This is a genomic window from Rhizobium aouanii (genome assembly GCF_037002925.1).
Taxonomy (GTDB): domain Bacteria; phylum Pseudomonadota; class Alphaproteobacteria; order Rhizobiales; family Rhizobiaceae; genus Rhizobium; species Rhizobium aouanii.
In genome coordinates, this window is the sequence record NZ_JBAMYD010000001.1 from 493824 (window position 1) to 517801 (window position 23978).

The following is a 23978-nucleotide window of genomic DNA, read 5'->3' on the forward strand; positions in this document are numbered from 1 at the left end:
GCGTGCGCCCTGTCAATCCACCGGACGAAAGGGCATGAGATCGAGGGCGGGATAGGAGACCGCCATCACCTTGAACAGTTCGCCCATCCGGCCTTCACCGGCGCCGGCGAGCCTTTCGACCGCCGCCTGGATGACCTGCTGGGTTTGCGGTTCCCGATCGCGGCCGAGCGCGGTTGCGCGCTCGAGGATGCCGAGGCCGGTCAGGAAATCACCCTGATGCAGGGCGCCGTTCAGATGGAGGCCGGCCGCAAGTGCCGTTTCGGCGAGCTGCTGGAAGTCGACATGGCTCGTCAGATCGGCTTCGCCGGGATGGGCGAGCGGCGGGTCGAATTCATGCATGCGCACGGCCTGCAGCGTATCTCCGAAACCGGTGACGAGATGGCCGTAGTCGATCGTAAGCGCCGTGCCGCCGAAGGCGCGCAGCCGCTCGCAGATCGCCATCATCACCGCCTGGCGAGCAGGCGAGATCTCGAAGAGCGTGCCGACCGGCACGTTCTGCACCGGTTCGGGCAGCAAGGTGGGATCGAGGCCGGCGACGCCGGCGGCGAAAGTCAGCTCGCCATCGGCGTCGATACCGACCATGCGCTCACGGAACCCCGTTGGCATGCGGACGAACTGGCGGATCGGGATGGCGTCGAAGAGTTCGTTGGCGGCAATCAGCGTGAAGCCGGGCGGTACTTCGTCGAAGCCATCGTGCCAGGTGATCTTGTCGCCGTGGGGTTCGAGCGTCTGGCTCTGAACGTCGCGCAGGCGCTCGCTGGTTTCGACGAGATGCACGGTCATCGCGTCGAAAAGCGGTGGAGCGATGCGGGAGATGACGCGCAGCATGTCGGCCATCATGGTGCCGCGGCCGGGGCCGATCTCGACGAGGCGGACGTCTGTCGGTGTGCCATGGCGCTGCCACGCATGGACGATGAAGACGCCGATCATCTCGCCGAAGATCTGGCTGACTTCGGGCGCGGTGACGAAATCACCGGAACGGCCGAAGGGCTCGCGGGTGCGGTAATAGCCGTGTTCGGGGTCTGCGAGGCAGAGCGAGAAATAATCGGTGACGCTGATCGGGCCGTTGGCCTGGATAATCGCCTTGATCTTTTCGCCTAGAGCGGTGGTCATGTCGCGCGTCCTGCCGTTTCAGAGCTGCAGCGCAGCCTGGCGGCGGGCCCGCAGCACCGCCCAGAGGCCAAGCAGGATCATCGGGAAGGAGAGCACCATGCCCATGGTCAGCCAGTTCGTGCCGAGCAGGTAACCGAGCTGGGCATCAGGCTCGCGGAAGAATTCGACGAAGATGCGCGACAGCGCATAACCGCAGACGAAGACGCCTGTAATGAAGCCGGGGCTTTTCAGCGCGCGCATGCCATAGACGAAGGCGGCCAGCACCAGGAGCAGAACGATGCCTTCGAGACCGGCTTCGTAAAGCTGGCTCGGATGGCGGGCGAAGGGACCGCCGGTCGGGAAGACAACGGCCCAGGGCACGTCGGTCAACCGGCCCCACAGCTCGCCATTGATGAAATTGGCGATGCGGCCGAAGAACAGACCGAAGGGAACGACGGCGGCGACAATGTCGAACAGGCTCCAGACCGGGATGGCGTTACGGCGGGCAAAGAGGATCATGGCGATCGTCGTGCCGGTCAGACCGCCGTGGAAGGACATGCCGCCGTTCCAGATCTCGAGCGCACGGACGGGAGTGCGCAGGACGGCGGGGAGATCATAGAAGAAAATATAGCCGAGACGACCGCCGAGGACGACGCCAAGCGCTGCCCAGACGATGAAATCATCGAGCTGCGTCTTTGATATCGGCGAGACGTTGCCGGGCCAGAGACTGTCATTGGCGGCGATGCGACGCGCATAGGCCCAGCCGAGCAGGATGCCGGCGACATAGGCGAGACCGTACCAATGAATCGCCAGCGGGCCGATCGAAAAGGCGATCGGATCGATATCCGGGAAAGGCATGATGGCAAGGAGATTGGCTGCTGTCGGCAAGGTTTTCCACCTGTTGAGTTGCGCGGAACATGCCGCTGCGATCCCGGACGGTCAAGTCCATTGTTCGTGATGGCCCGTTCCCGGCCGGTTCCGGCAAGCTTATCCCGTGTAAAGCGCTTGCATCGTCGATGGCGAAGCCCTACCTCAATCCTCGAGGCCCCGAAGGGCTGAATTCACCTCATGCGAAGGGAGAGAAACGCCATGACGACCGGAACGAACCGCATCATGGACGAATTCGCCAAGCTGATGACCGATGCGGCCGGTGCCGCCCAAGGCGTCCGCAAGGAGATCGAAACCGCCTTCAACGCCCAGGCCGAGCGTTGGCTGAACAGCATGGACATCGTCAAGCGCGAAGAGTTCGAGGCCGTGCGCGAGATGGCGATCAAGGCACGCGACGAGAACGAGGCGCTTGCCGCCCGCATCGCAGCACTCGAGGCGAAGCTTGCCGGCGAGGGCGCTTAAGTCCCGATACGACACAGATGCGGCGTTGCCTTCATGCCACACGCCGCATCTTCCTTAAAAAAACCAGGTGAGTTTTCCACCTGTGGACACTGCCAAAAAAGCCAATTCGCAGAGTCGCTTATTCTCCCTTCTGAATTGAATTTCGAAGAGCCTTTCCACAGTGGTCGGTCCTATTTTCCCTTCAGGGGGCTGGCAGGGGGCAAGGGGCGCTATACACTGATTTTAAATGATGATTCGAAGCGACTTGGTAAGCTCCGGGCAGGTTATCTGCGTTAAGTCTGGCAGCGGTTCAACGATCATCCGAGTGGTGGTTCCGGTATTTTGCGTGTGTCTTTCTTGTGTTCGTACACCAAGTTAGGTCGCATTCGTTCCGGTCAAGAAGGTGCTGCATGAACCTGATGGAATTGGAAGTCGAGCGTCAGTCGAACCCGGTCGATATGATCGAGTACGTTGCCTCCAACAATGACTGGTCGTTCGAACGGTCCGGCGAGGACGAGATCGCGATGACGGTCGAGGGGCGCTGGACGGACTACCACGTCTCCTTCTCCTGGATGGAGGAGTTCGAGGCGCTGCATCTTGGCTGCGCCTTCGATATCAAAGTTCCCGACATCAGGGTCAACGAGGTGGTCAAGCTGCTCTCGGCGATCAACGGGCAGGTGCTGATGGGTCATTTCGACCTCTGGCGCCAGGAAGATGTCGTCATATTCCGCCAATCGCTGTTGCTTGCCGGCGGCGCGGAGCCCACCAATCGCCAGGTGGAGGTGCTGCTTTCCAGCGCGCTCGACACCTGCGAAGCCTATTTCCAGGCGTTCCAGTTCGTCGTCTGGTCCGGCATGGAAGCGACGAAGGCGATGGAAGCCGTGCTGTTTGAAACGGTCGGCGAGGCATAAGATGCCGACGATCCCTTTCTCCTCGACACATCCAGTCGTTCTGATCGGTGCCGGAAACATGGGCGGGGCGATGCTCTCCGGCTGGCTGAAAAGCGGCGTTCCAGGCTCGGCCGTCATCGTTGTCGATCCCGGCCCGTCGCCGGCGATGCTTTCGACGATCAGCGAGGCTGGCGCGACCCATCTGACCGCGCTTCCTACGGATTTGAAGGCAAGCGTGCTGTTCCTCGCGATCAAGCCGCAGGTGATGGAGACGGTGCTGCCGGCGGTGAAGAGTGCCGTCGGGCCGGAGACGGTCGTCGTCTCGGTCGCGGCCGGCAAGACGCTCGGTTTTCTCGAGAGGCATCTCGGCAAGGCCGCCATGGTGCGGGCCATGCCGAACACGCCAGCCATGATTGGGCGCGGCGTCACCGGCGCTTTTGCGAATTCACGGGTCAGCGATCCGCAGCGTGAACGCGTCCATTCCCTTCTGCGCGTCTCAGGGCCGGTCGAATGGGTGCCGGCGGAAGCCGATATCGATGCCGTGACGGCGCTTTCGGGCAGCGGTCCGGCTTATGTCTTCTATCTCGCCGAATGTATGGCGGAGGCAGGCCGTAAACTCGGCCTGCAGGCGGACCTCGCCATGCGTCTTGCGCGGGAAACAGTCGCGGGGGCTGGTGAACTCATGCACCAGTCCCCCGACGACGCTTCGCGGCTGCGGGAGAATGTGACCTCTCCTGGCGGCACCACGGCGGCGGCGCTTGCCGTGCTGATGGCCGAAGACGGCATGCAGCCCTTGTTCGACGCAGCCCTTGCTGCGGCGCGCAAGCGGGCCGAGGAACTGGCTGGCTGACGGAGACCATATGGCAGAAGAGATCACCTATGCCGATTTCGAGCGTGTGGATATCCGCGTCGGCACGATCATCGAAGCCAGTCCTTTTCCGGAGGCGCGCAAGCCGGCGTTCAAACTCCTGATCGATTTTGGTCCTGATATCGGCATCAAAAAATCCTCAGCGCAGATCACCGTGCATTATACGCCGGAAAGCCTGATCGGCCGGCAGGTGCTCGGCGTCGTCAATTTCCCGCCGCGCCAGATCGGGCCGTTCCGCTCGGAAGTGCTGACGCTGGGTTTCGAGGATGAGAACGGCGCGATCGTGCTTGCTGCAGTCGAACAGCCGGTGCCGAACGGTCGAAAGATGATGTAAACTATCGCAGCGATTGTCAGTTGCTAGTGTCGCGCTTCCCGGATAAGTAGTGAAAACTACTTTGGGGGAACTGATGTCTGCTGTTCAAGGGCTCACTACTGAATCTGAAATTTCTGAAGCCGTACTGAAAATATTGGCGGGCTTGCCAAGCGGAAAAGCGACGTTCCGTCATCTTATTCGTGAAATTCCAAACTTTGTTAAGCTTACTCCTGCTGACCATGCGGTATCCGAGACTCGCCCTAATGAACACGTCTGGGAACAGCGAGTTCGTAATATATCCTCACATAGAAAAAGCGAGAAGAATTACATAGCTGCGGGTTATCTTGTTAAGGTCAACGGTGGGCTTCAGATCACGGAACTTGGAAGGCAACACGCGAAAAAAATATGAAAGCTAAAAAGACAGGCTTTTGTAGCCTGGTTTAAACCACTTTATCTCAGTTCTATCCGAGGCGCTTTTGTCCCATACGAACCAAGCGTAGGCAGTGGTTCCGCTTCCCTTTACGGTAGCGCCCGCGGGGTAAAAGGTAATCCTTTCGCTGAATATCCAAACGCGACTCGGCGGAGTTGTCGAAAAAATTGTATTTGCTCGATTGACGCCTTCAAGGAACGCTAGTCTTAACAAAAGCGCAAATTTTTTCCCTGCTAGTCTCGTCCCATTTTTTACGAAAGCTTCTGCACTATTATACGGCGGATTTGTAATGATATTATCATATTTCCTGTTCTGAGTTATGAAATCGATACCACTTTGCCCATAGCCTCTATCAAAAAGGTCTGAGCTAAAAACGCTGTTACCACGCTTTTCGAGGACATGGGACATAGCCCCGTTCCCGCATGCGCATTCCCAAATGTCGCCGGAAAAAGCTTCATTGTCGATAAGCGCGTAAGTTGCCCATGGTGGAGTTGGAAAGAAATCTGGCCCATCTAGGTCTGCAAATCTCTTTGTCGTAGGTTTGAAGCCACCATTCAGATGGTAAGTGTCATCCATAGATTCCTCCAATCTGAAAGCTTCAACGCTGGAAACTGCGCTCATTGGCTTGCGTCAAGCTGAATACCCCTAAGTGCCTCGTCGCAATCAATTGTCGAGCGGATACTTGTACTCGGGAGAATAGATTTGCTCGAACCTTTGCTATGCTTCCCGCAGGAATGGATTGCTTCGTCGCTCGTCGCCGATGCGGCTGCCGGGGCCGTGGCCGCAGATGAAGCCGACGTCGTCGCCGAGCGGCAATACCTTGTCGCGGATTGAATCGAGAAGCTGTTGGTGATTGCCGCCGGGCAGGTCGGTGCGGCCGATCGAGCCGTTGAAAAGCACGTCGCCGAGATGAGCGAAATTCTGCGCACGGTTGAAATAGATGACATGGCCGGGGGCGTGGCCGGGCGTGTGATAGACCTCGAATTCGTGGGTGCCGAAAGAGATCTTGTCGCCGTCCTTCAGCCAGCGGTCGGGCACGACGTCGCGCAATCCTGATATGCCATATTTTTCAGCCTGCGTTTCGATCCGTTGCAGCAGCGGCAGATCGTCCTGATGCGGGCCGACCACGTCGATGCCGAGGGCCTCCTTCAATTCACTGGCGCCGCCGGCATGGTCGAGATGGCCGTGTGTCAGCCAGATTTCTTTGATGGTCAGGCCGTTCTGGGCAATCGCCTGCAGGATCAGCGGCACGTCGCCGCCGGGATCGACGACGACGCCTTCCTTGGTATCGGGATCGAAGAAGATCGTGCAGTTCTGCTGGAAGGGTGTCACCGGAATGATGCCGGCCTGGAGCATGCCCATATCTGCCTCGCTTGGTGTCTCTGCTGCTTCGGGTATAGTCCGAAACCACGGCAAGGACAGCCGGAATCTTCCGTCATTGCGGCCTGCCTCACGGCAAAAAGTCGGACTGCAACAAGAGTTTATGCCTCTCTTCGCCATTGCCCTAGAGCGGAAAAATCGAATTTTCTTCAATTCTTCAAGGACTTGGATGAAATCTCCCACAAGCGGCGTTTCGCTGGGCAGAGTGCCGGGGAACATCGTGGAACCCCGCGCGTTGTCAGCCCATCGAAACCAAGGAGACGCTCATATGACCTTGAAGAGAAACATTCTGTTGGCTGGAGCCGTGCTCCTGGCGAGCGGCGGTCTTGCGCAGGCGGAGATGATGGCGACGACGGTCAATGATCTCAACGTTCGCGCCGGTCCGGGTCCGCAATATCCCTCGGTCGGTCTTGCCACCCGCGGCTCGACCGCGGTGCTCGACGGTTGCATCGAAGGCAGCCGCTGGTGCCGTGTCGACGTCAACGGCATGCGCGGCTGGGTCTATGCCGACTATCTGCAGGTCGATCACGGCGGCAGCTCTGTCATCGTCGAGCAGCACCGCGACGAGATCGGCGTTCCCAGCGTGACTTACGAGTCGACCGCGAGCGTCGTTCCGGTCGATCCGCAGCCGGCGCCGGGCGACGAGTTGCTCGGTCCGGTCGGCGCTGTCGAGACGATCACTCCGCCTGAGACGGTCCGCACCTATATCGAGACCAATCCGGGTGAGACGGTGCAGCTTGGCGGCGATGTCGTCGTCGGCGCGGAAGTGCCTGCAGATGTCACCTTCCAGACGATTCCCGACTACGAGTACCGCTATACCAGGATCAACGATCGGCCGGTGCTGGTCGATCCCGGTACACGCCGGATCGTCTACGTCTATCAATGACGTGATCGACAGAAACTGAGACGAGGCGGACGTCGGACCGCCTCGTTCCGGGGCGCTGCTCCCTGCCTTAATCCCGCATCGGTTGATTTTTCTTAACGCTTTCCTCCAAAATATGATAATATACTAATATGCCGAAGGTTCGGCATGGGTCGGCGGTCGGGGAGATCGCCAGAGGAGGAAATCATGGAAGCGCTACTTCCGCTCATCACACAATTGATTGCCGGTGCAATCGGCGGCAACGCCGCGAGCGCCGCTTTGAAGCAGCAGGCGATCAATGTCGTCGCCCGTACGATCGCGGGTGCGATCGGCGGCGTTGCCGGCGGTATGCTGCTCAGCATGGTCGGTGGGGAAGCGGCTATGACCGGCCTGATTGCCGACGGCATCGGCGGCTTGATCGGCGGCGGCATTCTCTCGACGCTCGCCGGACTGGTCATGGCACGGGCGCATAGATAAAAGGCCCGACGGTTTGGTATCTACGGCGCCGCGTCTTTTCAGACGCGCAGAGGATGCTGTGGCACTTTGAACTGCTGCAACCTTAAATCGATTCCGATTTAAGGAATTATGCGGTAGCCGGACCGATTGCGTGAGGGTCTTATTCGGCGGCGACCGCCGCCGGATAGACTTCCTTCATGTGGTCGTTCATCCGTGTTTCGAGATCGTCGACGGCGTGAAGCGATACGGGCCGATTTCGGAAACCGGGTTGATGACGTCTGGCGGGTGATACCGTTCAGGAAGCAATCCGAGGTCGGCGTGTGAATGACGCCATCCTTGATGAATAAGATGTTGGCGCCGGTCGCCTCAGTGACCTGACCGAGATAATCGAGCATCATCTCCCCAAACTCCTCCGGCGCTTCAAACGCTATGCCTGTTGATTGTTGTCCCCATTACGTTTTATCCACAGACGCAAGGGGAAATCGCGTATTGCGTCGGAGTGCCGGACGCCCAGGGAAATGAGGGACCGTACGGGGCTCCCGCAGAGTTCGCGGAAGCTAATAGCGACGCAAATTTATGTCAATGAGGCTGACATATCTTCGCGAAAGCTTCCGGCAGCGCGCGGAAAAAGAAAGGAAATGCCGAGTGTCACGACAGACCGGCCCGAAAGCAGGCAAGCCGGAGCCGCTAGCCACGCCGATGGAAGATACTGACATCATCGATTTCGAGATCATTGAGCTGTTCTTCTTCGCCTATCGCGACTTCGTTTCCGATCCTGACGCTATCCTCGAAAAGAGCGGCTTCGGCCGGGCGCATCACCGCGTCGTGCATTTCGTCAACCGCAATCCCGGCATGACGGTAGCCGATCTTCTCGAAACGCTGAAGATCACCAAGCAGAGCCTTGCAAGGGTGCTGAAACAGCTGATCGACTCAGGCTATATTCGCCAGGTGGCAGGTCCTGAAGACCGGCGGCAGCGCAAGCTCTATCCGACGAAATCGGGACGAGAACTGGCGCTTGCCCTTGCCGAGCCGCAATCGCGCCGCATTGAGCGGGCATTCGAAGGGGCTTCTGCGGAGGTGCGGGAGGGCGTAAAAGGTTTCCTCAGCGGCATGCGGGACAGACAGAAGGCGGATTGAATGGCGGTCAAGACAGATATTTCCGATGATGCGGCGCACTTGCTGGTGGTCGATGACGACTCCCGCATCCGTGCGCTGCTCAATCGTTATCTCGCCGAGAACGGCTTCCGCGTCACCGTCGCCGCCGACGGCGCCGAGGCGCAGCGCAAGCTCGCCGGTCTCGACTTCGACCTGATCATCATGGATGTGATGATGCCCGGCGAATCCGGCATCGAGGTTACCCGCGGGCTTCGCGCCATCAAGAACGTCCCGATCATCATGCTGACGGCGCTGGCAGAATCGGGCAACCGCATCGAAGGCCTCGAGGCGGGCGCCGACGACTATCTTTCCAAGCCATTCGACCCGCGCGAACTGGTGCTGCGCATCAACAACATCCTGCGCCGCAACGCCGGCGGCGAGGGACCGAAGATCGAACAGGTGATGTTCGGCCCCTACACTTTCTCGCTGACCCGCAAGGAGCTGAAGAAAGCCAGCGAGGTGATCCGGCTCACCGACCGCGAGCAGGAGATCATGCTGCTCTTTGCGCGCCGCGCCGGCGACACGATTCCCCGCCATGAACTGATCGGCAACGATACCGAAGTCGGCGAGCGGACGATCGACGTGCAGATCAACCGGCTGAGGCGTAAGATCGAGGACGATCCGGCCAATCCCGTCTGGCTGCAGACCGTGCGCGGCATCGGATACAGGCTGAGCATCGACTAAACTCAAGGTTCGGGACCGGCGCTAATGGTGACGATCGACAGCTTGCGGCGGGAAGACCGCACTTCTGCGCCGGGCTGGCGCTCGATCGTCCGCTGGCTGCGCCGGCGGCTGCCGACCGGACTTTACGCGCGCTCGCTGCTGATCATCATCATTCCGATGGTGCTCCTGCAATCCGTCGTCGCCGCCGTTTTCATGGAGCGCCACTGGCAAATGGTAACGGAGCGGCTGTCGCTTGCGGTTACCCGTGACATCGCCGCGATCATCGAGATCATCGAGACCTATCCGCAGAATTCGGACTATAGCGAGATCATCCGCATCGCCCGCGACCAGCTCAGCCTGCAGATCTCGATCGAGCCGGACGGCGACCTGCCGCCACCGCGCGTCAAGCCGTTCTTCTCGATCCTCGACGGCATCCTCAGCGACGAGATCACCGACGAGATCCATCGGCCTTTCTGGATCGACACGGTCGGCAACTCGAACCTCGTCGAGATCCGCATCAAACTCGACAACAAGATCCTGCGGGTGCTGACCAAGCGCAGCCAGACCTATGCCTCGAACACGCATATCTTCATCGTTTGGATGGTCGGCACCTCGCTGGTGCTGATCGGCATCTCGATCCTCTTCCTGCGCGGGCAGATCCGGCCGATCCTGACCTTGGCGCGCGCGGCCGAAAGCTTCGGCAAGGGGCAGAAGCCCGATAATTTCTATCCGCGCGGCGCCGACGAGGTCAGGCGCGCCGGCCTTGCCTTCATCCTGATGCGCGAGCGAATCGAACGGCAGATCGAGCAGCGCACCGCGATGCTCTCCGGCGTGAGCCATGATCTGCGCACCATCCTCACCCGCTTCAAGCTGCAGCTGGCGCTGGCCGGAGACAATCCCGACCTGCATGGCCTCAACGATGACGTCAACGACATGCAGACCATGCTGGAGGCCTACATGGCCTTCGCACGCGGCGAGGTCGAAGAGGATGTCGGCGAGCTGAAACTCAGTGAGATCTTCGCAAAGCTGGAATCCGATTTTGCCCTGCACGGTAAAAAATTCAGCTATTCCATCGAGGGCGATGACGATATCTCCGTTAGGCCGAACGCCTTCATGCGTCTCGTCACCAACCTTGCCTCGAATGCGCGCCGGTATGCCGATAGGCTCGACATCGAGGCCAAGCACAATGCCAAATGGCTGACCGTCATCTTCGACGATGACGGGCCTGGCATTCCCGAAAAGAACCGTGAGGACGTGTTCAAGCCGTTCTTCCGGCTGGATACGGCGCGCAACCTCGATGCGTCAGGCACCGGGCTCGGCCTGGCGATTGCCCGCGACATTGCCCGCAGCCACGGCGGCAACGTCACGCTCAGTGACAGCCCGCTCGGTGGGTTGAGGGCAACGATCCGCATTCCGGCTTAAGCGTTGGCGGTAGCCGTCAGCTTCACGGCTTTGCGCGCATCGAAATCGTCCAGGCGTTGGACGATCCAGCGCCATAGCGAGGCGACCTGCATGAGGAGGTCGCGTCCGAGCGGCGTCAACTCGTATTCGACGCGCGGCGGCACTTGGGGATAAAGCGTGCGGATGACGAGGCCATCCCTTTCGAGGGTGCGCAGCGTCTGCGTCAGCACTTTCTGGCTGATGCCCTCGACCCTCTCCATAAGGCGCGAGAAGCGCAGGGGCGCGCCGGCATCGGAGAGCACATGCAGGATGCGCAGCGGCCATTTCGCTGCCGCCCGCTCGATCAGTTCGCGGGCCCGCGCATCCTGTTCGTCCGTCATGCTGCTGCAGAAATCGAACATGTCGCTACTCACGTCAGTTACCTCAAGGTGTGTATAGATCGTCTGGGTACCTTCTTTCGATCGGATACAATAGAGCATACATGAGCCGGGAACCAAAGAAGGAGGGTTTCCGATGTCCAGGGTCTGGTTGATAACAGGGAGTTCGCGCGGTCTCGGCCGGGCGCTGGCGGAGGCGGTATTGACCGCCGGCGACAATCTGGTGGCGACAGCGCGCGATCCCGGCCAGCTTGCCGATCTTTCCGAAGGGTATGGCGATCAGGTCCTGACGCTGGCGCTTGACGTGACCGACGAGGCGGCGGCAGCGGCGGCAGTCAAGGCTGGTGTGAAGAGGTTCGGGCGCATCGACGTGCTTGTCAACAATGCCGGCTACGGCAATGTCGGCTCGATCGAAGATAGCAGTCTTGCCGATTTCCGAGCCCAGATCGAGACCAACCTCTTCGGCACCGTTATCATGACCAAGGCGGTCATCGCCCTGATGCGCGGGCAGGAGGCGGGACACATCATCCAATTCTCTTCCGTCGGCGGCCGCATCGGCCCTGCCGGACGCGGTGCTTATTCGGCGGCGAAATTCGGTGTCGAAGGTTTTTCCGAGGTGCTGGCGAAGGAGGTCGCGCCATTCGGCATCAAGGTGACGGTGATCGAGCCTGGCGGCTTCAGGACGGATTTCGCCGGCACTTCCACGGTGCTTGCCGAGGGGCGGGCGGAATATGCGGAGACGGTCGGCGCTACGGTGCGCTTCCAGCGCGAATACGACGGCCGCCAGCCCGGCGATCCGGCCAAAGCGGCTGCGGTCGTCATCCACATTGCCGGTCTCGAAGAGCCGCCGTTCCGGCTGCTGCTCGGCAGCGATGCGGTCCACAATGTCGAAAAGGCGGATGCGGCGCGTATCGAAGCCGATCGGATGTGGCGCACCGTCAGCGTCTCGACCGATTTCGATGCCGAAGCCGACTCCGTGCCCCAGATCAGGACGATTCTAGGCCGATCGGCCTAAAATCTGAATCCTGATCTAAATCAAATAGAGCATGATGTCGTCCGAAAACCGCGCACACTTTTCGGCATCATGCTCTAAAGCGCGTCGCGATCTTTCAAATTCGCGTGCCGTGCTTTAGGTCTTTGTTTTTCCGCATGTCTTTGCCGCAAAACCGCTGCACACTTTTGCGAGACATGCTCTAGGAAAAGAAGGCCGGCTGACGCAGGCAAAACAAAAGCGCCGCTGAGAAGCGGCGCTTGGCGTTGAGGATAATCGTGGGATCAGCCGGCGGTGCAGAAGTGGCTGCGGCCGTCATAGCCGATATAGGTGCCGCTGCGCGGATCGAAGGAGCGGTAACGGTAGGAGCAGTAGCGCTGCCATTGCGGCGACCAGGGCTCAACCGCTGTGCGAACCGGCGCGTAATATTGCGGCTGATCGACATAGACGCGGCGCGGGGCGCGATACACCGGAGCGGGCTCGTAGTAGTCCGGCTCGTAGGCCGGGTCAATGTAGCGGCGCTCTTCGTAAACCGGACCGTTATTGGCATTGGCGATGGCAGAGCCGACGATCAGGCCGGTCGCAAGGCCGACGGCGCCGCCGACCCACGCATCGTTGTTACCGTGATTTCCATGGCGCCAGTGGCGGTCGCGGGCCGACGCTTCACCGATAGCGGAAAGCGTGAGTGCGGCAGCGGTTGCCGTCAGCAGAAGGGTCTTGGCGAGCCTGTTCATAAGCATAAATCCTAATCCCGGGAACCGAACGCCGGTCCCTTTCTCGATGGTCACAGTCGTACAGATTTGTAGCTGAACGAAGGCTGAACAACAAACCCGGCATCGCTGCCGGGCTTCAACTCGAATTCGCCAGCCTTGTTAAGGGTTCAGCCCGCAATCTGCAGATTGACGGCTTTAGGGCCCTTGCCGCGGCGATCCGGCTCCGTGTCGAAGCTTACCTTCTGGTTTTCCGTCAGACCGGCCAGGCCGGAGGCCTGAACGGCAGAAATGTGAACGAAGATATCGGCGCCGCCCCGGTCCGGCTTGATGAAGCCGAAGCCTTTGTCGGTATTGAAGAATTTTACAGTGCCAGTCTCTGCCATGCCTCAGGTCCTTTTCTCTCTGCCCGCCATCCACACGGGCAGCATCATAGCATTGCCTCCTTGCGGGAGGTGTTGGCAGGCAATTCTTGAAATTTGAGAAAAAGGTCCCCTCTACCTCGGCCTGTCCCAGGCAGGACTTTCGCCCGCCATTTTTGGAACCGGCTGACCGGAATATTAGCGTTCCCGGCGCGCAAATACTTAAGGACTTCCCATGCTCGCAAAATGCCCGAACGCGCTGAGAGTGCTGCGTTTAAAGGATTTTGGCAAGCAAAAGTTTTTTAACGTGTCGTTCGGGGCACACCCCTGCCGACATCCAATTTGCGCAAAAACGCAAAATTTCCTTCGCCGATAGGGAATGATTAACGTTTTATATCGTCTGCAATATAAGTTCCGAGCAGATTTTCCCAAAAATGCAACGTGAACGCGTCTCCCGCATCCGATGAATTTTTTTTCCGATGGGTGACTCACCCATATTTGGACGCGTGTTCACGTGGCTGGCAGGCGTCGGCGGGTCAATCCCGGCACAAGTTCGACCACAAGCATAGCGATAAACATTAGCGCGCAACCTGCATAACCTGTTACCGGCATCGTTTCGCCGAGCAGCAGGGCTGCAAGCGAGGCGCCGAAGAGCGCTTCGGAAGAGAGAAAGATCGCGGCCTGCGAGGGCGTCGTGTAGCGCTGGCCGATCGCCTGCAGCACGAAAGCCACGCCCGAGGAGAAGATGCCGACATAAAGGATCTCCGGCGCCGCGGCCTGTATCGCCGAAAGGCTGATAGGTTCCACGGCTGCGGCAACGGCCAGCGCACAGACTGCGGTGACGGCAAATTGCGTGGCGGAGAGCGCGAGCGGCCTCCCGGTCTCGGAAACGGTCGTGCCGGCAAGGGTGATCTGGATCGCCCAGAAGACGGCACAGACGACGGTCAGCAGATCGCCAGGTGTCAGCGCCGAGAGATGGCCGCCGGACAGGAGATAGATGCCGGTAACCGCCATCAGCGCGCCCGGCCAGATGATCCAATGCGGGGCACGGCGCAGAAAGAACACGGCGATCAGCGGTACGAAGACGACGTAGAGGCCTGTGATGAAGCTGGAATTCGTCACTGTCGTCGTCTGAAGGCCGACCTGTTGCGTGGCTGCTCCGCCGAAAAGGGCAAGGCCGATCAGGATATAGAGTTTCGCATGGCGTGCGCTGGTTTTCTCCTTTGCCTTGCGCGCTTCAAAAAGGACGAAGGGCAGCACGGCCAGCGTGGCGACGGCAAACCGCAGACCGATGAACCAGAAAGGGCCGATCGCCTTCATCGCCGTCGACTGCGCGACGAAGCCGCCGCCCCAGATGGCAGCTGCAAGCAATAGGAGGAGGTTCGCCTGAACGCGCGTCATGTCGTCCTCGATGGGAAGGAGATGTGCCCGAGCGGTTAGCAGTTGCGTTTGCTTTCGGCAAGGGTGAAGACTTCGTGTCGGTAGACGGAGGTGAGGACATGCGACGCGAGGAACGGAAGCCGGCCGGCGATGCGGCGGTAGCTGGGACAGCAGGCTATTCCGGCACGCCGCTCGTCAGGAAACTCGGCCTCGCACAGGGGCAGGCAGCGGCTCTTCTCGGCATTCCCGAATCGATCGGCGACATCAATGGTTTCGCTGGTTTTGCTTCGGTCGTCCATGCGCTTCCCGAGACGCCTCAGCGTGCATTCGACTACGTGCATCTGTTTACGACAGAACGTGCAGCGCTGGAGGCCATCGCGCCCGCGCTTTTTTGTGTCCTGAGACCGGACGGTATAGTCTGGATCTCCTGGCCGAAGAAGAGTTCACGGGTTTCGACCGATATCACCGAGGACGTGCTGCGGGATGTTCTGCTCCCAACCGGTCTGGTCGACGTCAAGGTCTGCGCCGTCGACGAGATCTGGTCCGGTCTGAAGTTCGTCATCCGCAAGGAACTGCGCGGCGCGTTGTGACGTCTTAGCCGTTGCGGGCTTGGGCTCTCGATATCCTGAGCAGCGCGCCGTTATTCTCGTCCGTCACCATCAGCAACGCACCGTCGGGTGCGACGACGACGTCGCGGATGCGGCCGTATTCGCCCTTGAACATACGCTCTTCGGCAACGAAGGCACCGCTCTCGTCACGCTGCATGCGCGAGAGCAGCTGGAACTTCAGCGCCGCGACCAGGAAGTCGCCGTCCCATTCCGGGAACATGGCGCCGCGATAGACGGCGAGCGCGCCAGGCGCGATCGAAGGGTCCCAATACTGCAGCGGCTGTTCCAGCCCTTCCTTGGCGGTGCCTTCGCCGATCTCGGCGCCCGAATAGTCTCGGCCATAGGTGATGATCGGCCAGCCGTAATTCTTACCGGCCTCGGGCTGATTGATCTCGTCGCCGCCGCGCGCACCGTGTTCGACGGTGTAAAGCTTGCCGTCCTTGGCATCGAAGGCAATGCCCTGGGGGTTGCGGTGGCCTTTCGACCAGATCTCCGGCAGACCCCTCCCGCCGTCCTTGAAGGGATTGTCGGCGGGGATGCTGCCGTCGGGATTGATGTGGATGATCGAGCCGGCGTTGTCCTGCCAATCCTGCGAGCGCTTGCGGTCGCCGCGGTCGCCGACGCTGATGAACAGTGAACCATCACCTGATATCGCAATGCGCGAGCCATAGTGGATGTTGCTTGAAGTGAAGCGTCGCATGGTGAAGATGGGCGTCACGGTCTCGAGCGTCTTTTCGTCTTTGGAAAGCGTCGCGCTGAAGGCTTTGGTGCCGGAGCCCTGCCGGTCGGCCATGGCGGCAGTGAAATAGAGCTTTCTGCTCGTGGCAAAGTCCGGAGCGAGCGCCAGGTCCATGAGGCCGCCCTGGCCGCGGGCGCTGACCTTGGGCACATTTCCGATTGGATCGGATAGTTTGCCATTGCGGATAATACGCAGGCGGCCTGGCCGCTCCGTGACGAGATAGGCGCCGTCGGGCAATGCCTCGACGGCCCAGGGATGTTCGAGGCCATCGGCCAGTTTTTCAACACGGACGGCTGGGCCTTGCGTGTTCACGGTACCTGCCGCATCGGCCGACACTGCGCCCGCGAAGATCAGCGCTGCCGCGAAATGGAAGGCGGATATTCTCTTCATTTGCTTCCCCGTCGTCTCATCATGCTGAACGTGGAGCGGCAGGGAAGGGCTTCAACCTCATTGGGCCTGCAATAACGGCTTTGTGTTTGCCGGTTGAACGGAGCCCGTCGCCTGGCTATCGACCAGTTCTGCCTCGACGATGTAGCGCAACGGTCCGCGCTCGGTGGCGTCGAAGGGCCAGCAGGTGGTCAGCGCGAGACGGCGGCCATTGGAAGAGGGATCGATGCCGCTTGCATCCCATTGGGCGATGCGGCCCTCGCCGGCCTTGAAGGTCAGCACCTTGCCGTCACGGCGGGTGACCTCGATCGTATCGCCAGGCCTTACATATTGCAGCCAGCGGAAATGCGTGTCGCGATGGGCGGCGATGACGGAGGTGCCTTCCTCGCCGGGCTGCGGCGTGTTGACGAGCCAGGCCGGACCGAAGGCCAGAGCCTCGCCGGAGGCGCCGGAGAGCACGATCGCCTCCTTGCCGAGGCGCGGGGCGCGCACCTTGGCCTCCGTGGTGAAATCCGCCCAGGGCCAGGGTTTTGTCTCTTCGCCTCGCAATTCGGCGGCGAATGCGCGTTTCAGCAGGATCTGGGAGAGCTCCGCTTTCGCCTTGAGCAGAAAGCCGTCGCCGATCAGCGCCAAGCCATAGAAGGCAAGGCCGGCGATGGCAAAGGCGATCGCCTTTTCGATCGAGGAAAGACGCCAGAGGAAGAAACCCTTCTTCTGACGCGGTTTCGGCATGTCGTGGGCCATGGCGGCGGCCATGGCGAGTTCCAGATAGGTCGGAAGCGGCTCGAATTCGGCCGCTTCGCCGTTCTGGTTTGCAGAGAGCCTAGAGACCATTTCGCTTGGCTCCGACTGCGATAATGCCCTTGAGGCGTCGCCGCCAGACGGCCAGCCCGCTTGCCGCCGTCAGTGCCACGAGCAGCATGGTAAGCCCGCGGATGATCTGCTCGTCGGCGCGTGTCGCCGTCTGCGGCAGGTTCACGGTAGAGCTCTTCTGCGCGATCATGGTGGCGGCCTTGGCGGTCGGGGCTGCGGCCATCATGTTTGCAATCTTAGGCGATGCGGCCAATTCCGGTGTTTCGGCCGCAGCCAGCTCCGGTCCGACGTTTCCTGTCGGCGCAGCCGAGCCATGGCGTTCTGCGCCGCCAGGCGGGACAGCGTTTTCGCCGAAGACCCTCTTGAAGTCCCAACCTTCAGGCAGGTTGAGCGGCAGCTTGGCCGAGCCGAGCGGCTGATCGGCCGGGCGCGACGGGGTGACATCGACGGCGACCAGGCTGGTGACGCGGGAGACGAGGTGGTGGGCGAGCGCCACGGTCTCGATATCCTTGTCGAGCGCGGCCGGATCCTGACGCTCATAGGCGCGGGCCTCGAAATCGTCGATCTTGCGGCGCGCCCAGAGCTTGGAAATGCCGGTGCCGTCGGCGGCATTGGCGATATCCATCTCGACGCGCCAGGGCTGGTCGCCTGTCTTGCCGATGATCTGCAGCTTGCCGGCGGGCTTCGCCTCAGGCAGCTCTGCGGTCAGCACGACTGGTTCGCCGCTGTAGAGGTCCGGCATCGGATTCGGCGTGATATTCTCGGCTTCGATGCCTTCGAATGTCGCGGCGATATCGGTCATGGCTGGGTTCTGCAGCTTGGCGAAAAGCTCGCCCATGCGGCTTGCCACCTGGTCGGTCGAGCCGATCGCCGTGAATGTGCCGCGGCCGATCTCGGCAGCCTTGGTCATGAAATAGGTGTTCGGCGCCGAGCCGATGCCGACGGTGAAGACGCGGGCATCGCCGCGATTTGCGGTGATTTCCTGGAAGAGCTGCCGTTCGTTGCCGATCGCGCCATCCGTCAGGAACACGACCTGACGCAGCGCTCCGCTTGCGACTGGTCCCTGGTTTCGCAACGCATCCTCAAGAGCAGGCAGCATTTCCGTGCCGCCGTCGGCAGTCAGGCCTCTGACATAGGCGATCGCCTTTTCGCGATTGTCAGGCGTCGCAGCAACGAGACCCTTGAAATAGTCCGTCATCGTATCGTCGAAACGGATGACGTTGAAGCGGTCTTCGGGGTTCAGTTTGGAGATGGCAAGCGCCAGGCTCTGCCTCGCCTGCTCGATCGACGGGCCGGACATGGAACCGGAATTGTCGATGACGAAGACCACCTCGCGTTTTGCCGGCGGCGTTGCCGTATCCGGGGCCGTGGGCGGGGTGACGAAGGCGAGCAGATAGGTCTTACCAGCAATCACTTCGCGGAAGAGGCCGGCGCTCGGCATCTTGCCGGGAGCGGCCTTCCAGGTGAGTTCGAAATCCTTATCGGCGGGAACGGTGTCCGCCTTCAGGCTGATCGTCCTCGCCTGGTCGCCATCCTGGCTGATATCGACCGCGTGGAAGGACGATTTGACATCGCCGAGCGGGAAACCGGCCCGGAGGTCGACGGTCAGCGAAACCGGATTGATCCTGGCATTCTCACGCGGATCGAGCACGGGGGCTTCGATCTTATCGCGGTTTTCCACCGGGTCGCGCGGCGTGGCGAAACCGGCGCCGTTGTTGAACTCGACAGTCTGAACGATCGGCGCCGGATTGTAGCGCGGAGCGACGACCATCGGGAAGCGCAGCGAGAACTCGCCGCCCGACTGGTGGATGGTCTGCTGGTATTCGATCTGGACGACGATGGTTTCGCCGGGACCGATATTGGCGACCTGGTTGGTGAAGATGTTCGGCCGCTGCTGCTCGAGCAACGCCGTCTTCTTGCCCTCGGCCTTGGCCTGCTCGTAGATCTCGCGGGCTTCCTGGCGCGGTTTGATCTGGCCTTCGATGAAGCGTTCGCCGATCTGCATTTTCAGCGCGTCGACGGCGGAATTGTCCGGCAGCGGGAAGACATAGGTGCCTTCGACCCAACCCTGGCTCGGATTCTGGAAGCGCTGCGTCACCTTCACCCTGGCGATCGGGCCGGAGACATCGATGGCGACGTCGGTTTTCAGCCGCGGCGCTTCGACATAGAAGCCCGGCTCCTTCGACGGAAAGAGCAGCGAGCCGCTATTGACGTCGTTCGGCCGGACAAGCGCCGCAAGCTGGGCGGATGCCGGCGGCGTCTCGGCAGCGCGGGCGGCGGAGGCAAGCCCCAGTATCGCTGCGATGCAGGCGGCAAAGGCGGTGATGGCAACAAGGACTGAAACGGAAAATCGGCGCGCACGCATGCGCCCTATGATAAACTCATCTTCCAGAAACATTGGCATACCCTCAATAACCAATTTCGGATGCCGGATGATGCGGCTTCGATCTCGGCGCGTTCGCGACGGAATTGCGGCGTGGCGCGGCATTTGTTGCGGCTTATTCGTGGCGACGGCGAAATCCGGCCATCTCTCTGAATTCAAAAGACGAAAAACATGATCGTCAGCACCGCGAAAGTAATGCGCTGGAGGCCTTACCCTGTTTAAGTCCGCGGCCTCAGATTGTCGCGATGTTCAAGGACGGGTGATTCTGTAGACCAGCAAATCGTCCGAATCCACAAGCTTGGTTGCGGTCTTGTCCAGATAGTCGATGACGCCAACATGATGCTCGACGAACCGCAAGTCCTGATGGTCGGTGGCGTTCTTGGTTACGCCGAACAGATCCGCGCCTTGCGCCCGCAGTTCATCGAGCTGGGCGATCGCCGTGGCATCATCCGCAACGAATTTCGACCAGTCCGCATCGCCTCCTCCAGGCGGGAACACCCAGCCGCGCACCCTGCTGTAGTAGACTGCGACGGGGTCGCCGACGTCGGGCGCGGTAGCGACAACGAGATCGCCAGGTTTCGCCAGCCGGGCCAGTTCCTCGCCAAGCAGCTTGCCGTTCATGGCGATTGGCTTCTTCATCGTCCTGACGAGGGGCAAGGTCGACCAGGCAAGCGCGATGGCCACGATGCAGATCGCGCGAAGCACGACCGCGGGGGTCAGAACCGTTCGCGATGCAAGCGTTGCCAGAAGAAGTGCGCCGCGGCCGCAGAACATCGCGACCGGCACATGGAAGATGTGGAAGTTCCACACATTGCTGGTGATCTCGCCTGCCGCCGCCAGATAGAGGATCGTGGCCGCGGCCGCCCATACATAGGGAATGGCCGAAAGAGTGCGTTGCTTCGGGTCTTCGGCGGGGCTGCGCGGCATCCACAAGCCGACCGCCAGCAGCACCAGGAACGGATAGCCGTAGAACCACCAGACCGACGTGTTCCACGCCGATTTGAAGTAGAACCTGTCCTTGACGTATGCCCAGAAGCCGTCATCCCAGATATAGCCGCCGCCGGCGATATGAAAGGGCGGATAGCTGCGGCCGAGATAAATCGCCCAGATGTAATAAGCGGCGATGATAGCCAGGCTCAGAAGCCCCGACAGGAAGACCGCGGTCGCCTGCTTTCGTTTCTTCTCCCGAATCCAGTAGACCATCAGGTAGAAGATGACGGCGCCGGCAGCGATGCCTGGCAGCTTTGACAGCACGCCGAGCGAGAAGCTGAGCGTGGCGAGCGGCAAGAGCCAGCCGCCGCCGCCGGCCCAGTATTTGACGAACAGCCAGACACCAAGAGTGACCAAGGCCAGCATCGCGGGATCGGGAAGAAAGGAGCTGTCGATCATGATCGCCGCCGGCATCAGCGCATAGGCGAGTGCCGCCGCGTGGGCGTGCATCTTGTCCCAGCATAGTGCCGTCAGCCTGTGTAGCGAAAACACCGTCACCAGACCGAAGAAGGCCGCAACCGTGCGGCCGAACCAGTCGTGCCAGCCGAAGAGTTGGTAGAGCAAGGCCGTGAGATAGCTGACGATCTGGAACTCGCGGCCCTGATAGCTTGGCCCGGGCCCGGTCCAGCTGACCTCAGGAAAGAAGATGTTCCAGCTGCGCTGCTGGAAATTGTCGGCCATCATTGCGGTGCTTATCTCGCGCCAGCTGAAGCCGTCGACCAGCGGCAAGGTGATCTTATGAAACCTGAAGACGATGGCAATAAACAGGATGCCCAGCAAGATCGCCGTGTCGAGGCTCGGGTATTTGCGAGCAGCCATGTTCCGGCCGATGGTCTGCTGCTGACATTGCTGACCTTGGGCACGATCCAATTTCGGGTCGTCGCTCATCTAAACCGTGTCCTTCCCACTGACGCCCGACACCGCACGATACGCGCCGGCATCGGATCGAGAGGAAGATTAGGCTGGACGGAATCTCGCCGCAAGCGCGGTCGGCTGGCCGCAGCCGATCGGCGTGATGTCGAAGGTCAGGTCATTCGGATGTTGGCGATGATCTTTAAGCTCCTCTCGGAGCGTTTCACCTGCGGGTCGCAAACCCTTTCGGAAAGAGACGGGGGGCGGTTCGCCGGTGCGGCGAAGCGATCAATAAGAATCATTGCCCCCATCACGCCTTTGCGCTTGAAATGCCGTCATACATTGGACATAGAGCTAACCGCAGAACTCCGGTCCCGGCTTTCTGCCCGTTTCAACCAATAGGACCGATATCATGGCCTTCCTTGCCGATGCTCTTTCCCGTGTGAAGCCTTCAGCCACCATCGCCGTCTCCCAGAAAGCGCGCGAGCTGAAAGCAAAAGGACGTGACGTCATCGGCCTTGGCGCGGGTGAACCGGATTTTGATACGCCCGATAATATCAAGACGGCCGCCATCGACGCGATCAACCGCGGCGAGACGAAGTACACGCCGGTTTCCGGTATCCCGGAATTGCGCAAGGCGATCGCCGCCAAGTTCAAGCGCGAGAACGGCCTCGATTATTCCTGGGAGCAGACGATCGTCGGCACCGGCGGCAAGCAGATCCTTTTCAACGCCTTCATGGCAACGCTGAATCCCGGCGACGAAGTCGTCATCCCGGCGCCCTACTGGGTTTCCTATCCTGAGATGGTGGCGCTGTGCGGCGGCACGCCGGTTTTCGTTTCGGCCACCCAGGAGCACAACTTCAAGCTCCAGGCCGCCGATCTCGAAAAGGCGATCACGCCGAAGACCAAGTGGTTCATCTTCAACTCGCCGTCCAACCCGACGGGGGCGGCCTATACGCAGGACGAGCTGAAGGCGCTGACGGATGTCCTGATGAAGCATCCGCAGGTCTGGGTGCTGACCGACGACATGTACGAGCACCTGACCTATGGCGACTTCAAGTTCGTCACGCCTGTGGAAGTCGAACCGAAGCTTTACGACCGCACGCTGACGATGAACGGCGTCTCCAAGGCCTATGCGATGACCGGCTGGCGTATCGGCTATGCGGCCGGTCCGATCCAGCTCATCAAGGCCATGGACATGATCCAGGGTCAGCAGACCTCGGGTGCGACGTCGATCGCCCAGTGGGCGGCTGTCGAAGCGCTGAACGGCACGCAGGACTTCATCCCTGCGAACAAGAAGATCTTCGAAGGTCGTCGCGATCTCGTCGTTTCGATGCTGAACCAGGCCAAGGGCATTGTCTGCCCGGTGCCAGAAGGCGCCTTCTATGTCTATCCGTCCTGCGCCGGCCTGATCGGCAAGACGGCTCCGTCGGGCAAGGTGATCGAGACGGACGAGGATTTCGTTTCCGAGCTTCTGGAAACGGAAGGCGTCGCCGTCGTTCACGGTTCGGCCTTCGGTCTCGGCCCGAACTTCCGCATCTCCTACGCGACTTCGGAAGAGCTGCTCGAGGAAGCTTGCCGCCGCATCCAGCGCTTCTGCGGCGCCTGCAAGTAAGCGGTTCTCAAAGACATCAATCGAAGGCCTACTGGCGACGGCGGGCCTTTTTCTTTGCGGCGACGTTGACGATGTAGCTGCATGTAGCTACATTTACCTGCATGAAGACCGTTTCGATCCGTGATGCGAAGAACCGCCTGACCGAACTCGCCCGTGAGGTCGAGGAAGGTGAAACCATTGTCGTGACACGCAACGGCCGGCCGGTGTTCGATCTCGTGCCGCATCAAAAACGCGGCGGTTTGAACGTGGAAGCCGGCGAAGCCTATCTTCGTTCCAAGGGTATCACGCGCACGGAGATGTATATCGCCGACGACTTCGACGATCCTTTGCCGGAAGATTTTCTTCTCAAGCCGCTGCCGTGATCATGCGTCTGCTGCTTGACACGCACATGGTGATTGCAATTGCCCAGAAGAAACTGGCGGAGCGTTTTCCGCGTGTCGAGCAGGTGCTTTCGGACGGTGCCGCCATCGGTTTCGTCAGCGTCGCCAGCCTCTGGGAAATTGCCATCAAGACAAGGCTTGGAAAATTGCAGCCCGGATTGCCCCTCGAGACCATTCCCGTTTATCTAGGAGAGACCGGGCTGACGATCCTGCCCATCGATATCGCGCACGTCATCACCGCCGCCGACCCCGAGCCGGAGACGCGCGATCCCTTTGATCGCTTGCTACTCGCTCAGTGCAAGGTCGAGGGACTGCAGCTTACAACAGTCGACCGGCTGCTCGTCGATCATCCATTGGCGCTGCGGCTCTAAGTTCACGTTCCGATTCAATATGCTCCTCATCTGAATCCGCTTTGCCTCGCAAGTCGTTGAAATCCGATTCAAAACGTGACGCGGAGCGACGATCAGGCGGGTGATCTGCGGTTGCGGGTTGGCATCAAACCAACTAGATATCCGGCATCAAGTTTAAGTTGCCGCTTCGGGAGGCCGGGAT

27 protein-coding genes and 1 pseudogene are annotated in these 23978 nt (G+C 60.5%); 15 read left to right on the forward strand and 13 right to left on the reverse strand.

The features are described 5' to 3' along the window. Positions 1 to 12: 12 nt before the first annotated feature. Together V8P77_RS02370 and lgt are read right to left on the reverse strand one after the other, a co-directional pair. Positions 13 to 1113, reverse strand: coding sequence for a class I SAM-dependent methyltransferase (locus tag V8P77_RS02370; RefSeq protein ID WP_335910500.1), 1101 nt, complete (start codon positions 1111 to 1113; stop codon positions 13 to 15). A gap of 18 nt (positions 1114 to 1131) precedes the next feature. After that, positions 1132 to 1980, reverse strand: coding sequence for a prolipoprotein diacylglyceryl transferase (gene lgt / locus V8P77_RS02375; RefSeq protein ID WP_335910501.1), 849 nt, complete (start codon positions 1978 to 1980; stop codon positions 1132 to 1134). Positions 1981 to 2181: 201 nt separating this feature from the next. On the opposite strand from lgt, the gene V8P77_RS02380 reads away from it, so the two are divergent. The 5 genes from V8P77_RS02380 to V8P77_RS02400 all read left to right on the forward strand — a co-directional run bounded on the left by V8P77_RS02380 (position 2182) and on the right by V8P77_RS02400 (position 4901). Then, positions 2182 to 2442, forward strand: coding sequence for an accessory factor UbiK family protein (locus V8P77_RS02380; RefSeq protein ID WP_003541711.1), 261 nt, complete (start codon positions 2182 to 2184; stop codon positions 2440 to 2442). A gap of 389 nt (positions 2443 to 2831) precedes the next feature. After that, positions 2832 to 3332: a type III secretion system chaperone family protein gene (locus V8P77_RS02385; RefSeq protein ID WP_003541709.1), complete on the forward strand. Its 501-nt coding sequence runs from the start codon at positions 2832 to 2834 to the stop codon at positions 3330 to 3332. A gap of 1 nt (position 3333) precedes the next feature. Beyond that, entirely contained in the window at positions 3334 to 4161 is an 828-nt protein-coding gene (gene proC, locus V8P77_RS02390) for a pyrroline-5-carboxylate reductase (RefSeq protein ID WP_335910504.1), read from the forward strand. Between the two features lie 10 nt (positions 4162 to 4171). Continuing rightward, positions 4172 to 4513 carry a tRNA-binding protein gene (locus tag V8P77_RS02395; protein ID WP_072637683.1) on the forward strand — a complete coding sequence of 114 codons (342 nt, stop codon included), beginning with the start codon at positions 4172 to 4174 and terminating at the stop codon, positions 4511 to 4513. Positions 4514 to 4562: 49 nt separating this feature from the next. Next, the gene (locus V8P77_RS02400) at positions 4563 to 4901 is read left to right on the forward strand and encodes a hypothetical protein (RefSeq protein ID WP_335910505.1); all 339 of its coding nucleotides are present in this window, start codon (positions 4563 to 4565) and stop codon (positions 4899 to 4901) included. A gap of 3 nt (positions 4902 to 4904) precedes the next feature. Here the strand turns inward: V8P77_RS02400 and V8P77_RS02405 are convergent, their stop codons facing one another. Beyond that, positions 4905 to 5498 carry a hypothetical protein gene (locus tag V8P77_RS02405; RefSeq protein ID WP_335910506.1) on the reverse strand — a complete coding sequence of 198 codons (594 nt, stop codon included), beginning with the start codon at positions 5496 to 5498 and terminating at the stop codon, positions 4905 to 4907. A 141-nt stretch (positions 5499 to 5639) separates the two neighbouring features. After that, entirely contained in the window at positions 5640 to 6284 is a 645-nt protein-coding gene (locus tag V8P77_RS02410; protein WP_335910508.1) for an MBL fold metallo-hydrolase, read from the reverse strand. 286 nt (positions 6285 to 6570) lie between these two features. Here V8P77_RS02410 and V8P77_RS02415 point away from each other — a divergent pair, with 286 nt between their 5' ends. Together V8P77_RS02415 and V8P77_RS02420 are read left to right on the forward strand one after the other, a co-directional pair. After that, positions 6571 to 7188, forward strand: coding sequence for a DUF1236 domain-containing protein (locus V8P77_RS02415; RefSeq protein WP_335910509.1), 618 nt, complete (start codon positions 6571 to 6573; stop codon positions 7186 to 7188). A 183-nt stretch (positions 7189 to 7371) separates the two neighbouring features. Further along, positions 7372 to 7641: a hypothetical protein gene (locus V8P77_RS02420; protein WP_003541697.1), complete on the forward strand. Its 270-nt coding sequence runs from the start codon at positions 7372 to 7374 to the stop codon at positions 7639 to 7641. Between the two features lie 139 nt (positions 7642 to 7780). Here the strand turns inward: V8P77_RS02420 and V8P77_RS02425 are convergent. Then, positions 7781 to 8048 (reverse strand): annotated as a pseudogene (locus V8P77_RS02425) (aminotransferase class IV); the annotation flags it as partial. Between the two features lie 217 nt (positions 8049 to 8265). Between V8P77_RS02425 and V8P77_RS02430 the strand changes: the two are divergent. Genes V8P77_RS02430 through V8P77_RS02440 form a run of 3 tightly spaced genes read left to right on the forward strand, consistent with a single transcriptional unit; the run spans position 8266 to position 10860 of the window. Beyond that, on the forward strand, positions 8266 to 8757 hold the full coding sequence (locus V8P77_RS02430) for a MarR family winged helix-turn-helix transcriptional regulator (RefSeq protein WP_335910512.1): 492 nt from the start codon (positions 8266 to 8268) through the stop codon (positions 8755 to 8757). Then, complete coding sequence (locus V8P77_RS02435; RefSeq protein WP_011652933.1) at positions 8758 to 9459, forward strand: response regulator; 702 nt, start codon at positions 8758 to 8760, stop codon at positions 9457 to 9459. A 24-nt stretch (positions 9460 to 9483) separates the two neighbouring features. Continuing rightward, complete coding sequence (locus V8P77_RS02440; protein ID WP_025395442.1) at positions 9484 to 10860, forward strand: ATP-binding protein; 1377 nt, start codon at positions 9484 to 9486, stop codon at positions 10858 to 10860. On the opposite strand, the gene V8P77_RS02445 is transcribed toward V8P77_RS02440, so the two are convergent. Then, positions 10857 to 11318: a winged helix-turn-helix transcriptional regulator gene (locus V8P77_RS02445; RefSeq protein ID WP_335910513.1), complete on the reverse strand. Its 462-nt coding sequence runs from the start codon at positions 11316 to 11318 to the stop codon at positions 10857 to 10859. The two genes, V8P77_RS02440 and V8P77_RS02445, sit on opposite strands and share 4 nt — an antisense overlap. 34 nt (positions 11319 to 11352) lie before the next feature. Here V8P77_RS02445 and V8P77_RS02450 point away from each other — a divergent pair, with 34 nt between their 5' ends. Next, on the forward strand, positions 11353 to 12231 hold the full coding sequence (locus V8P77_RS02450) for an oxidoreductase (RefSeq protein ID WP_335910514.1): 879 nt from the start codon (positions 11353 to 11355) through the stop codon (positions 12229 to 12231). A gap of 260 nt (positions 12232 to 12491) precedes the next feature. Here the strand turns inward: V8P77_RS02450 and V8P77_RS02455 are convergent, their stop codons facing one another. The 3 genes from V8P77_RS02455 to V8P77_RS02465 form a co-directional block, all read right to left on the reverse strand. Next, entirely contained in the window at positions 12492 to 12947 is a 456-nt protein-coding gene (locus V8P77_RS02455) for a BA14K family protein (protein WP_017961454.1), read from the reverse strand. 140 nt (positions 12948 to 13087) lie between these two features. Continuing rightward, positions 13088 to 13303: a cold-shock protein gene (locus V8P77_RS02460; protein ID WP_003561293.1), complete on the reverse strand. Its 216-nt coding sequence runs from the start codon at positions 13301 to 13303 to the stop codon at positions 13088 to 13090. Between the two features lie 486 nt (positions 13304 to 13789). After that, positions 13790 to 14680, reverse strand: a complete 891-nt coding sequence (locus V8P77_RS02465) for a DMT family transporter (RefSeq protein WP_335910529.1) — start codon at positions 14678 to 14680, stop codon at positions 13790 to 13792. Positions 14681 to 14778: 98 nt separating this feature from the next. Here V8P77_RS02465 and V8P77_RS02470 point away from each other — a divergent pair, with 98 nt between their 5' ends. Further along, positions 14779 to 15249 (forward strand): DUF3052 domain-containing protein, encoded by a 471-nt coding sequence (locus V8P77_RS02470; RefSeq protein WP_335910530.1) that lies wholly within the window; start codon positions 14779 to 14781, stop codon positions 15247 to 15249. A 4-nt stretch (positions 15250 to 15253) separates the two neighbouring features. Here the strand turns inward: V8P77_RS02470 and V8P77_RS02475 are convergent, their stop codons facing one another. The 4 genes from V8P77_RS02475 to V8P77_RS02490 form a co-directional block, all read right to left on the reverse strand. Beyond that, on the reverse strand, positions 15254 to 16396 hold the full coding sequence (locus V8P77_RS02475; RefSeq protein ID WP_335910531.1) for a PQQ-dependent sugar dehydrogenase: 1143 nt from the start codon (positions 16394 to 16396) through the stop codon (positions 15254 to 15256). Positions 16397 to 16453: 57 nt separating this feature from the next. After that, the gene (locus V8P77_RS02480) at positions 16454 to 17227 is read right to left on the reverse strand and encodes a class GN sortase (RefSeq protein ID WP_335910532.1); all 774 of its coding nucleotides are present in this window, start codon (positions 17225 to 17227) and stop codon (positions 16454 to 16456) included. Further along, positions 17217 to 19610 (reverse strand): marine proteobacterial sortase target protein, encoded by a 2394-nt coding sequence (locus V8P77_RS02485; RefSeq protein ID WP_507237384.1) that lies wholly within the window; start codon positions 19608 to 19610, stop codon positions 17217 to 17219. Before V8P77_RS02485 ends, V8P77_RS02480 begins: the two co-directional genes overlap by 11 nt. Before the next feature lie 228 nt (positions 19611 to 19838). Further along, the gene (locus V8P77_RS02490) at positions 19839 to 21467 is read right to left on the reverse strand and encodes an ArnT family glycosyltransferase (RefSeq protein WP_335910534.1); all 1629 of its coding nucleotides are present in this window, start codon (positions 21465 to 21467) and stop codon (positions 19839 to 19841) included. Between the two features lie 376 nt (positions 21468 to 21843). Between V8P77_RS02490 and V8P77_RS02495 the strand changes: the two genes are divergently transcribed. From V8P77_RS02495 to V8P77_RS02505, 3 genes are all read left to right on the forward strand, one after another. Further along, on the forward strand, positions 21844 to 23046 hold the full coding sequence (locus tag V8P77_RS02495) for a pyridoxal phosphate-dependent aminotransferase (protein ID WP_018495440.1): 1203 nt from the start codon (positions 21844 to 21846) through the stop codon (positions 23044 to 23046). 101 nt (positions 23047 to 23147) lie between these two features. Then, positions 23148 to 23408, forward strand: coding sequence for a type II toxin-antitoxin system Phd/YefM family antitoxin (locus V8P77_RS02500; protein ID WP_335910535.1), 261 nt, complete (start codon positions 23148 to 23150; stop codon positions 23406 to 23408). Positions 23409 to 23410: 2 nt separating this feature from the next. Further along, entirely contained in the window at positions 23411 to 23797 is a 387-nt protein-coding gene (locus V8P77_RS02505) for a type II toxin-antitoxin system VapC family toxin (RefSeq protein ID WP_335910536.1), read from the forward strand. Positions 23798 to 23978 lie beyond the last annotated feature (181 nt).